The organism is Micromonospora sp. CA-248260 (assembly GCF_050942205.1).
In the GTDB taxonomy this organism is placed as follows: domain Bacteria; phylum Actinomycetota; class Actinomycetes; order Mycobacteriales; family Micromonosporaceae; genus Micromonospora; species Micromonospora antibiotica.
Map to the genome: position 1 here is coordinate 6,229,955 of NZ_CP192021.1, position 12,189 is coordinate 6,242,143.

8 protein-coding genes and 1 pseudogene are annotated in these 12,189 nt (G+C 75.3%); 4 read left to right on the plus strand and 5 right to left on the minus strand.

Features of this window, described 5'->3' with window-relative positions:
• Nucleotides 1-54: 54 nt before the first annotated feature.
• The 3 genes and pseudogenes from ACQP2H_RS26895 to ACQP2H_RS26905 form a co-directional block, all read right to left on the minus strand.
• Nucleotides 55-1,152: an alpha/beta fold hydrolase gene (locus ACQP2H_RS26895; protein WP_219464704.1), complete on the minus strand. Its 1,098-nt coding sequence runs from the start codon at nt 1,150-1,152 to the stop codon at nt 55-57.
• Entirely contained in the window at nt 1,149-2,267 is a 1,119-nt protein-coding gene (gene alr / locus ACQP2H_RS26900; RefSeq protein ID WP_219464705.1) for an alanine racemase, read from the minus strand. Before alr ends, ACQP2H_RS26895 begins: the two co-directional genes overlap by 4 nt.
• A gap of 56 nt (nt 2,268-2,323) precedes the next feature.
• Nucleotides 2,324-3,792: pseudogene (locus tag ACQP2H_RS26905) on the minus strand (NAD(P)H-hydrate dehydratase).
• Nucleotides 3,793-4,077: 285 nt separating this feature from the next.
• Here ACQP2H_RS26905 and ACQP2H_RS26910 point away from each other — a divergent pair.
• Nucleotides 4,078-4,374 carry a hypothetical protein gene (locus ACQP2H_RS26910; protein ID WP_219464707.1) on the plus strand — a complete coding sequence of 99 codons (297 nt, stop codon included), beginning with the start codon at nt 4,078-4,080 and terminating at the stop codon, nt 4,372-4,374.
• Nucleotides 4,375-4,935: 561 nt separating this feature from the next.
• Complete coding sequence (locus ACQP2H_RS26915; RefSeq protein WP_433229346.1) at nt 4,936-6,126, plus strand: alpha/beta hydrolase; 1,191 nt, start codon at nt 4,936-4,938, stop codon at nt 6,124-6,126.
• Nucleotides 6,127-6,155: 29 nt separating this feature from the next.
• Here ACQP2H_RS26915 and glmS read toward each other — a convergent pair whose 3' ends face one another.
• Nucleotides 6,156-8,069, minus strand: coding sequence for a glutamine--fructose-6-phosphate transaminase (isomerizing) (gene glmS, locus ACQP2H_RS26920; RefSeq protein WP_208568166.1), 1,914 nt, complete (start codon nt 8,067-8,069; stop codon nt 6,156-6,158).
• Nucleotides 8,070-8,801: 732 nt separating this feature from the next.
• Between glmS and ACQP2H_RS26925 the strand changes: the two genes are divergently transcribed.
• Together ACQP2H_RS26925 and ACQP2H_RS26930 are read left to right on the plus strand one after the other, a co-directional pair.
• Complete coding sequence (locus tag ACQP2H_RS26925; protein ID WP_433229348.1) at nt 8,802-9,296, plus strand: hypothetical protein; 495 nt, start codon at nt 8,802-8,804, stop codon at nt 9,294-9,296.
• 130 nt (nt 9,297-9,426) lie between these two features.
• A complete protein-coding gene (locus ACQP2H_RS26930) occupies nt 9,427-10,584 on the plus strand; it encodes a pyridoxal phosphate-dependent aminotransferase (RefSeq protein ID WP_433233692.1) in 1,158 nt (385 codons plus the stop codon).
• Nucleotides 10,585-10,821: 237 nt separating this feature from the next.
• Here ACQP2H_RS26930 and glmM read toward each other — a convergent pair whose 3' ends face one another.
• Nucleotides 10,822-12,177 carry a phosphoglucosamine mutase gene (glmM, locus tag ACQP2H_RS26935; protein ID WP_433229350.1) on the minus strand — a complete coding sequence of 452 codons (1,356 nt, stop codon included), beginning with the start codon at nt 12,175-12,177 and terminating at the stop codon, nt 10,822-10,824.
• Nucleotides 12,178-12,189: the final 12 nt, after the last annotated feature.

The window sequence follows — 12,189 nt, forward strand, 5'->3', positions numbered from 1 at the left end:
CCACCCCGGGTCGGTCCGGTCCGCCGGCGACCGGCGCAGGAACGACGGACCAGCTCACAGCGCCTCCAGGAAGCGTTCCAGCGCGGCGTTGACCTCGTCGGCGTGTTCCAGCATCACCACGTGCCCGCTGTCTCGGATCTTCAGGTATTCGGCGTGCGGCAGCCGACGGACGATCTCGTCCGAGTGGACCACCGGCGTGATCATGTCCTTGTCGCCCACCACGACCAGCACCGGTGTGCCGCTCAGCGCGGCCAGCGCCGGGAACCGGGAGTGGGTGGCCAGGGTCCGCAGGTAGCGGGTCACCGTGTCGGCCGACGTGCGGGAGTTCATCCGTTCCACGTACGACACCAGGGCCGGGCTCGGTTTCGGGGTGCCGAAGCCGTACCGGCGGGTCAGCAGCCAGGCCACGTTGGAGGTGGACTTCCGGGCCCGGTCGATGACGAGCCCGCCGTACCGGGTGGTGGTGCTCATCATGAACAGCACCGGCGAGCCGACCCGGCCGAGTAGGGCCGGCGCCACCAGCTTCGTCTCGGCGAGCAACCCGCCCGACGTGGCCATCAGCACCGTGCCGACCACCCGGTCACCGAAGAACTCCGGGTACGCCTCGGCGAACGCCATGATGGTCATCCCGCCCATCGAGTGCCCGACCAGCACCAACGGCCCCTCCGGGGCGGTCCGGTCGATCACCCGGCGCAGGGTGTGCCCGAGCGCGGCGAGGTCGTACTCGCCGCTCTCCAACCGCCCCGACCGGCCGTGCCCCGGCTGGTCGTACGCGACGACCCGGTAGTCGCCCCGCTCGGCGAGCAGTTGACGCTGGAAGTGGAACGTCCCCATGTCCAGGCAGAAGCCGTGCACCAGCACCACCGTCGGGTGCCCCGGCACCGGCCGGGTCGGCTCGACCACCTCGACGTGGATGTCGGTGCCGTCCGGCAACTCCAGCCGGTACGCCTCGTCGTAGCGCTGCGCGCCGAAGTCCTCCCCCGCGTACGGGTCGGCGGGGTCGGCCTTGAGCCGGCGGACCAGGGCGCGTTCGGTGGCCACCCCGGCGGCCAGCCCGGCGGCGGCCACCCCGACCGCGGCCCCGACCACGCCGGCCACCCTGCCTGCGGCCGTCCTCGGCCGGGGCACCCGGAACCGGCTGACCGCGCTCACGGTCGCTCCCCGTCGTAGATCCGGGGCACCCGGACCCCGCCGAACCGGGTGACGATCTCGTAGTTGATCGTGCCGACCGCCTCGGCCCAGTCGTCGGCGGTGGGCATCCCGTCGTCGCCGCTGCCGAACAGGGTCGCCACGTCACCGGCGGCCACCTCGTCGGCACCGCAGTCGAGCACGAACTGGTCCATGCAGACCCGGCCGGAGATGGTGCGTCGTTTCCCGCCGAGTTGCACCGGGCCGACGTTGGAGGCGTGCCGGGGCACCCCGTCGGCGTAGCCGAGCGGCACCACCGCCAGGTTCGCCTCCTCCTCGGTGGTGTAGGTGTGCCCGTAGGACACGCCGGTGCCGGCGGGGACCCGCTTGGTGAGCATCACCCGGGCCCGCGCGGTCATCGCCCGACGCAACCCGAACTGCTGCCCGGCGATCGGTGACAGCCCGTACACGGCGATCCCGGGCCGGACCAGGTCGAAGTGGGTGTCGGGTCGGGTCAGGGTGGCCGCCGAGTTGGCCAGGTGCCGGTAACGCGGGCGCAGGCCGGCCCGGTCGACCATGGCCAGCCCCTCGTGGAACACCGCCAACTGCCGGTCGGTGGTGGGGTGGCCGGGCGAGTCCGCGTACACGAAGTGGCTCCACACGCCGACGACCTCGACCAGGCCGTCGGCCTGGGCCTTCGCGGCGGCCTCCAGCAGGGTCGGCCAGTCGGCCACGGTGGCGCCGCCCCGGGACAGGCCGGTGTCGATCTTGAGGTGCAGCCGGGCGGGCCGGTCGGCGGCCCGGCCCGCCGCGACCATCTCGTCGAGCTGGGACAGGCTCGCGGCGGCCAGGTCCACCCCGGCCGCCACCCCCTCGTGCAGGGGCAGCCCCGGGTCGAGCAGCCAGGCCAGCACCGGCACGGTGATCCCGGCCCGGCGCAGGGTCAACGCCTCGTCGAGGGTGCACACCCCCAGCCAGTCCGCCCCCGCGTCGAGCGCGGCCCGCGCCGACGGGACCATGCCGTGGCCGTACCCGTCGCCCTTCACCACCGCCATCAGCTCGGCGCTGGTGCCCGACCGGAGTCGGGTCACGTTTGCACGGATCGCGTCCAGATCGACGCGTACCTCGGCCTGCCACATGCGCCCAGCCTACTGGCGTCGCTGATCACCGGCCGGTGGACGCCGACCCGGGCCGGTCAGAGCAGCGGGGCCACCACCGGGCGCAACGCGGCCACCACGTCCGGCGCGGTCACCGGGCCGCCCCGGGCCGCCTCCCGACCGGCCAGCCCGTGCAGGTACGCCGCGACGACCGCCGCCCGTTCCGGGGCCAGCCCGGCGGCGAGCAGCGAACCGAGCAACCCGGCCAGCACGTCCCCGGTGCCCCCGGTGGCCAGCGCGGGGCTGCCGGTCGGGTTGACGTACGCCCGGCCGTCGGGCGTCCCGACGACCGTGCGGTCCCCCTTGAGCAGCACCGTCGCGTTCATCCAGGCGGCCAGCCGCAGCGCGGCGGCGACCCGGTCGGCCCCCGGCTCCTCCCCGGAGAGCCGGCGGAACTCCCGGTCGTGCGGGGTGACCACGATCGGGGCGTCCCGGTTGCGCAGCCGGCCGGCGAGCGAACCGTCCACCAGCAGGGTCAACGCGTCGGCGTCGAGCACCACCGGCACCGGCGCGGCCAGCACCGCGCGCAGCTCCGCCCCGGCCTGCTCGTCGGTGCCCAGGCCGGAGCCGCAGACCCAGGTCTGAACCCGGCCGGCCCCGGCGACCCGGTCGGTGGCGATCACCGACGGGTGCTGCCGGACCACCTCGCCCCGGGCGCCACCGGCGTACCGGACCAGCCCGGTGGGGCCGGCCAGCGCGCCACCCACCGAGAGCACCGCCGCCCCCGGGTAGGTCCGCGACCCGGTGGCCACCCCGACCACGCCCCGGCTGTACTTCTCCGAGGACGCCCCGGTGCGGGGCCACCAGTCGCGCACGTCCGACCATTCGGTCACCCACGATGCAGGGGTGCCGCGCAGCCACGGCCCGAGCCCGATGTCGACCAGCTCGACCTGACCGGCGAGCGGGGCCGCCGGGCCGACCACCAGGGCAGGTTTGAGCGCGCCGAACGCCACCGTCACGTCGGCCCGGACGGCGCCGGGCCGACCGGACCCGTCCGTCGGCACGTCCCCGGTGTCCACCGCCACCCCGCTGGGCACGTCCACCGCGACGACCGTGGCCCGGCCGCCGTCGCGTCCCCGCAGCGCGGGCAGGCCGGCGACGAGGTCGTCAGCGGCCTCCCGCAGCCCACCGCTGCCCCCGATCCCGACGATCCCGTCGAGCACCAGATCGACGGTGGGCGGTGGGGCGTCGACCAGCCGGCCACCGGCGGCCCGCAGCGCCGCCAACCCGTCGGCGTGCGTCCGGCCGGGGCGGTCGCCAGCACGGCGACCTGCGCGCCGCGCCGGGCCAGCCGCTCGCCCGCGTACAGCGCGTCGCCGCCGTTGTCGCCGGAACCGGCCAGCACCAGCACCCGCGCGCCGTAGACCCCGCCCCGGCCGGCGAGCAGCAGGGCGCAACGTCGGGCCAGCCCGGCCGCCGCCCGCTGCATCAGCGTCCCGGGCGGGAGGGTGGCCATCAGGCCGGCCTCCGCCGCACGTACGTCCGATACCCGCCACACCGGTCTCATGCCGTCCCCGTCCCTGCCGCCGGCCGTCTTCCCGGCCACGGCGTCCCGTCGCGGAGGGACGGCCGGTTCGACCCACGTCCCGGCTCCGTCGTGGCCGAGATCACCCTACCGGCGGCCGGGCGGCAGAGTAGCCACCGGCGACGCCCCGGGCAAGACCTGTGGACAACCCGGGGGTACGACCGCCGCCCGTCGTCCACAGGGCAGGTCCACCGGCTGCCCGTCCGCCTAGCGTCGGTGCGGCAGTCGGGCGGCGGGACCGACCACGGGGGTGGAGGAGGCGGGCGGGTGACGAACGAGCCGGTGGAGGTCGACCTGTCGGTGCTGCGGGTGGCGGCCGGTGGGTTGGCCGACGAGGCGTACGCGCTGGCCCAGGGGTTGGCGGGCCGACCCGGCCTGGTGCTGTCCGCACCGGGGTGGCGGGCCGGCTCTGCCCTGGCCGGGCTGGAGTCGGCGGTGCACGCGTGGCACGGGGCGCTCGGCGTCCGGGTGGCGGAGGCCGGCGCGGCCCTGCGCGCCGCCGCCGATGCGTACACGGCGGCCGACGACCGGGCCGCCGGGCGGCTGGTCGGCCGACCCCGATGATCGGGTACGCCCAGCTCTGGTCCGCCTCCCGGGTGACTGGGACGCGGCGGGGGTGGCCTGGCGCGGGGTGGACGCACCGGTCGGGCGGCGACGGGCCGGGCTGGCCGACCGGGCCGCGGCGTTGCGGGCGGGCTGGGCCGGCGGGGCGGCGACAGCGGCCGGTGGGCGGCTCGACGGGCTCCGGTCGGAACTGGCCACCATCCTGCCGGCGCTGGTCGAGGTCGACCAGGTGCTCGCCGAGTTCGCCGGTCGGCTCCGGGTGGCGAAGGCCCGGCTCGCCGAGGCGGTGGCGCTGGCCGACCGCACCGGCGTGGCGGTGGACCGGCACGGCGGTGTCCGGGCGGCACCCCTGCTCTGGCGCGGCCCCGAGGCGGGTGAGCTCCCGGTCGGGGTGGGTGCCCGCCCTTCTCCGACGGGCGGTGGCGTCGGCGCGGGGGCCAGGTCCGTGGTCCGGCCCCGGACCCCCGCGCCGGTGGGAGCGCCGCCGGCGGCGGCGCGGGTGCCGGGGGCGGCAACGGGGCGGCGGCTGCGGGCGCAGGCGGCGGGGGCGGGGGCGGCGGGGTGGGTTCGCCCGTGGCGGTGGGGCAGGTGGCGGCGGCGCTGCGGGAGGCGCTCGCGCTGGCCGACGCGGCCGACCGGGAGGCGGCCTCCCGGCTGGCCGAGCTGTCCGGGGCGGCCCGCACCGGCTGGGTCGAGCGGCCACCACCGGGCCGACCGGCCGACGACGCCAGTGCGGCGACGGTCCGGGCCTGGTGGGCCACCCTCACCCCGGCCCAGCGGCGCTGGCTGGTGCTGCACGAGCCGACCCGGATCGGCCCGCGCGACGGGGTGCCGACCTCGGCCCGGGACCAGGCGAACCGGCTGCTGCTGGCCGGCCACCGGGAGGCGCTGCTGACCGCCCGCCGGGCGACGCCGGGCGGGCGCGGTCGGCGGCGGATCGATGCGGCGTTGGCCGTCCTGGACGGGCTCGCCGGTCGGCTGGCCGCCACCTCACCGCCCCGGGCGTACCTGCTCGGGCTCGACCCGCGCGGTGACGGCCGGGCGATCGTCGCGCTGGGCAATCCGGACCGGGCCGGCCGGGTGCTCACCTACGTGCCGGGGATGACCAGCGACCTCGCCGACGTCCCTGGTGAGCTGGGCCGGGCCGCCCGGGTGCAGGCCAGGTGCGCCGCCATCGCCCCCGGCGCGGAGACGGCGGCGGTGCTCTGGCTGGACTACGACGCCCCCGACTTCCTGCCCGAGGCGTCCTCGCCGACCCAGGCCCGGGACGCCGGTCCGGCGCTGCACCGTTTCCAGGAAGGGCTGCGCGCCACCCACGACGGGCCCCCGGCCCGGCAGACCGTGCTCGGGCACAGTTACGGCTCACTGGTGGTGGGCAGCGCCGCCCGGGACCACGGGCTGGCCGCCGACGCGCTCGCCTTCGTCGGCTCACCCGGAGTGGGGGTGGACCGGGCCGGGGCGCTCGGCCTGCCACCGCAGCAGGTCTGGTCGAGCACCGCCGGCGACGACGTGATCAGGCTGGTCGAGCCGCCCCGGGAGCTGGCCGGCCGGGCGGTGCTGGCCGCCTCGCCGCTGGCCAGCGCCGCCTGGCTGCTACGCCCCGACGACCACCAACTGTGGTTCGGGCACGACCCGAGCGATCCGGGTTTCGGTGGCCGGACCTTCCCCAGCGGCCGGTACGGCCACACCGGCTACTGGGAGCCCGGCAACCCCGCCCTGGACGGGATGGCCCGGATCGTGCTCGGCCGGTGACCGGGTCACCGTCGGTGGCGCGGGGTCACCTACTCGACGGTGACCGACTTCGCCAGGTTGCGCGGCTGGTCGACGTCGTGGCCCCGGGCAGCGGCGATCTCGGCCGCGAACACCTGCAACGGCACGGTGGTGACCAGCGGCGCGAGCAGGGTCGGCGTACGCGGCACATAGATCAGGTGGTCGGCGTAACGCACCACCGCCTCGTCGCCCTCCTCGGCGATCACGATGGTCCGCGCACCTCGGGCCCGGACCTCCTGGATGTTGGAGACGATCTTGTCGTGCAGCATGCCCCGGCCGACCGGGGACGGCACCACGCAGATCACCGGGGTGCCCTGGTCGATCAGGGCGATCGGCCCGTGCTTCAGCTCACCGGCGGCGAACCCCTCGGCGTGCATGTACGCCAGCTCCTTGAGCTTGAGCGCGCCCTCCAGGGCCACCGGGTAGCCGACGTGCCGACCGATGAACAGCACCGTCGGCTCGGACTTCAGCTCCCGGGCCAGCTCCCGCACCGGCTCGATCCGGCCCAGCAGCTCCCGCAGCTTGCCCGGCATCTCCTGGAGCTGGGCCACCACCGCGCCGACCTCGTCGGCGAACTTGATCCCGCGTACCTGGGCCAGGTGCAGCCCGATCAGATAGCAGGCGACCAGCTGGGTGAGGAACGCCTTGGTGGAGGCGACGGCGATCTCCGGGCCGCCGTGGGTGTAGAGCACCGCGTCGGACTCGCGCGGGATGGTGGAGCCGTTGGTGTTGCAGATGGCCAACACCCGGGCCTTCTGCTCCTTGGCGTGCCGCAGCGCCATCAGGGTGTCCATCGTCTCGCCGGACTGCGAGATCACCACGATCAGGGTGGACCGGTCGAGCACCGGGTCGCGGTAGCGGAACTCGCTGGCCAGCTCCACCTCACAGGGGATCCGGGTCCAGTGCTCGATGGCGTACTTGGCGACCATGCCGGAGTGGTAGGCGGTGCCGCAGGCCACGATGAAGATCTTGTCGACGTCGCGCAGGTCCTGGTCGCTGAGGCGGACCTCGTCGAGGGCGATCTCGCCGGTCTCGGTGAGCCGGCCGAGCAGGGTGTCCGCGATGGCCTGCGGCTGCTCCTCGATCTCCTTGAGCATGAACCAGTCGTAGCCGCCCTTCTCGGCAGCCGAGGAGTCCCAGTCGATGTGGAAGTCCTTGCCGGTGGCCGGCTGACCGTCGAAGTCGGTGATCTCGATGCTGTCGGCGGTGATCAGGACGAGTTGGTCCTGCCCCAGCTCGACCGCCTCGCGGGTGTGCTCGATGAACGCCGCCACGTCACTGGCCAGGTAGTTCTCCCCCTCGCCCCGGCCCACCACCAGCGGCGAGTTGCGCCGGGCGCCGACCACCGCACCGGGAATGGCGGCATCGACGGCGAGCAGGGTGAACGCGCCCTCCAACCGCCGGCACACCACCCGCATCGCGGCGGCGAGCAGTTGCGGGCTGTCGGTCCCGCCGGCCGCCCGCAGCTCGGCGAGCGCGTGGGAGAGCAGATGGGCGGCGCACTCCGTGTCGGTGTCGCTGGTGAACTGGACGCCGTCGTCCTCCAGCTCGGCGCGGAGCTTGGCGAAGTTCTCGATGATGCCGTTGTGGATCACGGCGACCCGGCCGTCGGGGGCCAGGTGCGGGTGGGCGTTACGGTCGGTCGGGCCGCCGTGGGTGGCCCACCGGGTGTGCCCGATGCCGGTGGTGCCGTCGCCGATGCCGACCGGGCTGGCGGCGCAGTCGTCCGGGTTGGTGGCGGCCCGCTCGGACAGGACCTTCTCCAGGTTGGCCAGCTTGCCGGCCTTCTTCTCGGTGAGCAGCTCGTCGTCGCAGACGATCGCGACCCCGGCCGAGTCGTAGCCCCGGTATTCCAGCCGCCGCAATCCGTCGAGCACGATGCCGAGCGCCGGACGTGCGCCGGCGTAACCCACGATTCCACACATGGTTCGCAGCCTAACCCAGTTTCGCTCACCTCGCGTGCGCGGAAGTCGGGCAATCAATCACCGAATTTGAGCGATCGGTCGGTGACGGGCGGCAATCGGACTACCGGCGCACCCGGCCGTCCGGACGGGGTTGCGGGCGGCCCGGCGGTACGAGAGTCTCTCGGCGACCCCTGGAACGTCCCTGGGACGGCCCGCTCGCCCCTTTCCTCCACTTCCGTCCCGGAGCCGCCATGTCCGACGCGCCACCCCCCAGCGATCCCCCGCCCCCGCCCGGCGACCCGGCCCCGGCGGCGTCCAACGACCCGTCGCCCGGCCCGTCCCCCTGGACTCCACCGGACCCGTTCGCGGTCCCGCAGCCCTGGGCGGCCCCCGACCCGTGGCCCGGCGGTCCGACTGCCGGCAGCGCGCCCGCCGGGCCGGTCCCTCCCGACCCGCCGATCGACCCTGCCGGCGCACCCGCTCCCGGCTGGCCCGGCACACCCCGCCCACCGGTTGGCCCGGTCCGGCGCCGGGACCCACCGGTTGGTCCGGTCCGGCCCCGGACCCACCGGTTGGCCCGGCGCGGCCCCCGGGCTGCCCGGCGGCCCGCCCACCGGGTGGCCCGGCACGACCCCGGGAATGCCGGGCGGGCCACCCGGTCCCGGCTGGCCACCGCCGGGGTATCCGCCGCCGTTCGCCTATCCGGCCCACCCGTCGCCGGGCGGGCGGAGCTCCACCGGCACCGGTGCGGTGGTGGGCATCGTGGTCGCCGTGGTCGTGGTGCTCGTCCTCGTCGTCTGCGCCTGCTTCTGCGGGGGAGGTCGCCTGCTGGGCAGCTCCGGGCCGGACACGGCAACCGCGGAGCCCTACGACAACGGTTACTACGACGACGAACCCGAGCCGAGCTGGAGCCCGCCGCAGCCGCTCCAGCCGCCCGCGCCCGCCACCGCGCCGGCCGACGGCCCCGGCCGGTACCCGGTGACGTACGAGGTGACCGGGACCGGCTCCGTCGACCTCCAGTTCTATGACGGGGACGGCTACTTCATCCGACAGGACAAGGTGCGGCTGCCCTGGCGGATGACGCTGCGTGTCGACGATCCGAACCGGGTGCTGGTCAGCGCCACCCGCTCCGGCGGCAACCCGGGCGGGTTCCGGTGCACCACCACCGTCGGCACCCGGCCCCCGGTCACCGACGTGGCCGGCCCGGACGACTGGCAGGTGCAGTGCCACGCCAACCGGGTCCGCTGACCCGCCGGACCAGGGGAAGACCCCGTCAGGGGAAGAATGGCGGCGACCGGACCCGGTGGCAGGGGTGGTCGCGGGCCGTAGGCTGACGGGCGTGACGACGTCGACCGATGTGGACCCGCTGGTGACCCGGATGCGTCCGTTCGGGACGACGGTGTTCGCGGAGATGTCCGCGCTCGCCGTCCGGACCGGTGCGGTCAACCTGGGCCAGGGCTTCCCGGACACCGACGGGCCGCCGGAGATGCTGGCCGCCGCCGCCGAGGCGCTGCGCTCCGGGCACAACCAGTACCCGCCGGGCCCCGGCATTCCCGCCCTGCGCGCTGCCGTCGCCGCGCACCAACGGCGGTTCTGGGCGCTGGACTACGACCCGGACGGCGAGGTGATCGTCACCGCCGGGGCCACCGAGGCGATCGCCGCGAGCATCCTCGCGCTCTGCGAGCCGGGCGACGAGGTGATCTGCTTCGAGCCCTACTACGACTCGTACGCGGCGTCGATCGCCCTCGCCGGGGCGGTACGACGGCCGGTGACGCTGCGCCCCGGCGACGACGGCCGGTACGCCTTCGACCCCGCCGAGCTGCGGGCCGCGTTCGGGCCGCGTACCCGGCTGATGCTGCTGAACTCCCCGCACAACCCGACCGGGAAGGTGTTCACCGCGCCGGAGCTGGCCCTGCTCGCCGACCTCTGCCAGGAGCACGACGTGTACGCGGTCACCGACGAGGTGTACGAGCACCTCGTCTTCACCGACGCCGCCGCCGCGCACCTGCCGCTGGCCACCCTGCCGGGGATGTGGGAACGGACCCTGCGCATCTCGTCGGCCGGCAAGACGTTCTCCTGCACCGGCTGGAAGGTGGGCTGGGTCAGTGGCCCCGCCGCGCTGGTGTCGGCGGTGCTGCGGGTCAAGCAGTTCCTCACCTTCGTCAACGCGGCACCGCTGCAACCGGCGGTCGCCGTGGCGCTGGCCCTGCCCGACGACTACTACACCGGTTTCCGTGACAGCCTCCAGCGGCAGCGGGACCTGCTGATCGGTGGCCTGACCGACGCCGGTTTCGCGGTGCTCACCCCGGAGGGGACGTACTTCGTCACCGCCGACATCACCGGCCTCGGCGGTCGGGACGGGTTGGAGTTCTGCCGGTCCCTGCCGGAACGCTGCGGTGTGGTGGCGGTGCCCACCCAGGTCTTCTACGACGACGCGGAGGCCGGCCGGCGGTTGGTCCGGTTCGCCTTCTGCAAGCGTCCCGAGGTGCTGACCGAGGCGGTCGCCCGGCTACGCGCCCTGTCCGACCCCCGCTGATCACCCGCGCGGGACTGGCGTCCGACGCCCGCTGACCACCCACGCGGGACAGGCGTCCGACGCCCGCTGACCACCCACGCGGGCCGGCATCGTCGCGCCCGCCAGCAGGGTCAGCCGGCACCGGCACAACCGGGGGCACGCGGTGGGGCAGCCACCGGGACGCTCCCCGGGCCCACCGGCGACGCCGGCAGCACAACGAGGGGTGGAGCAGGCGGGACCCGCCCGCAACGGGGACGGTCAGTTGGCAGGGCTGGCGGCGCTGACCTGGGCGGCGATCCGTTCGGCCACCGACCGGGCGGTCTCCTCGGTGCCGGCCTCGACCATCACCCGGACCAACGGTTCGGTGCCCGACGGCCGCAGCAGCACCCGGCCGGTCTCCCCCAGCTCCGCCTCGGCCCGCTCGACCTCGGCCTTGACGGTGGGTGCGGTGGCACCGGCGGTGCGGTCGCCGACCGGCACGTTGATCAGCACCTGCGGCAGCTTGGTGACCACCGAGGCCAGTTCGGCCAGGGACCGGCCGGTGGCGGCCATCCGGGCCATCAGGTGCAGGCCGGTGAGGACCCCGTCGCCGGTGGTGGCGTGCGCGGGCATGACGAGGTGGCCGCTCTGCTCGCCGCCGAGGGCGAGGCCGGAGGCGCGCAGCTCCTCCAACACGTACCGGTCGCCGACCTTGGTCTCGACCAGCCGGATGCCCTGCGCGGACATGGCCAGCCGCAGGCCGAGGTTGCTCATCACGGTGGCGACCAGGGTGTCCTGGGTCAGCTCACCGGCGTCGCGCAGGGCCAGCGCGAGGATCGCCATCAGCTCGTCGCCGTCGACCTCCGCGCCGGTGGCGTCGACCGCCACGCAGCGGTCGGCGTCGCCGTCGTGGGCGAGGCCCAGGTGCGCACCGTGCTCGACCACGGCGGCCCGCAGGCTGTCGAGGTGGTTGGAGCCGCACTCGTCGTTGATGTTGAGGCCGTCCGGTTCGGCGTGGATCGCGATGACCTCGGCGCCGGCCTCCCGGTAGGCCACCGGGGCGACCTCGGCGGCGGCGCCGTTGGCGCAGTCGACCACGACCTTGATGCCGTCGAGGCGGTGCGGCACGGTCCCGACGAGGTGCTGCACGTAGTGGTCGGCACCGTCGAGCAGGTCGTGTACCCGGCCGACCCCCGCGCCGACCGGACGGTCCCAGGCGGTGGTGGCGTTCGCCTCGACGGCCGCCTCGATCCGCAACTCGATCTCGTCGGGCAGCTTGTGCCCACCGGCGGCGAACAGCTTGATCCCGTTGTCCGGCATCGGGTTGTGCGAGGCGGAGAGCATCACGCCCAGGTCGGCCTTGGCCTCGGCGGTCAGGAACGCCACGGCCGGGGTGGGCAGCACGCCGACCCGGACCACGCTGGCCCCGGCGCTGGTGAGCCCGGCGACCACGGCGGCCTCCAGCATCTCGCCGCTGGCCCGGGTGTCCCGCCCGACCACCGCCAGCGGCGGGTGGCTGCGGTCCGACTCGGCCAGCGTGTGCGCGGCGGCCACCGCCACCGCGAGCGCCAACTCCGGGGTGAGATCCACGTTCGCCCGCCCGCGTACGCCGTCCGTGCCGAACAACCGCCCCATACCCGCGAACCT

Excerpts from the sequence above, each read along its gene's own strand:
- glmS (WP_208568166.1), bottom strand. The coding sequence starts at position 8,069 with ATGTGTGGAATCGTGGGTTACGCCGGCGCACGTCCGGCGCTCGGCATC.
- glmM (WP_433229350.1), bottom strand. The coding sequence starts at position 12,177 with ATGGGGCGGTTGTTCGGCACGGACGGCGTACGCGGGCGGGCGAACGTG.
- ACQP2H_RS26930 (WP_433233692.1), top strand. The coding sequence starts at position 9,427 with ATGCGTCCGTTCGGGACGACGGTGTTCGCGGAGATGTCCGCGCTCGCC.
- alr (WP_219464705.1), bottom strand. The coding sequence starts at position 2,267 with ATGTGGCAGGCCGAGGTACGCGTCGATCTGGACGCGATCCGTGCAAAC.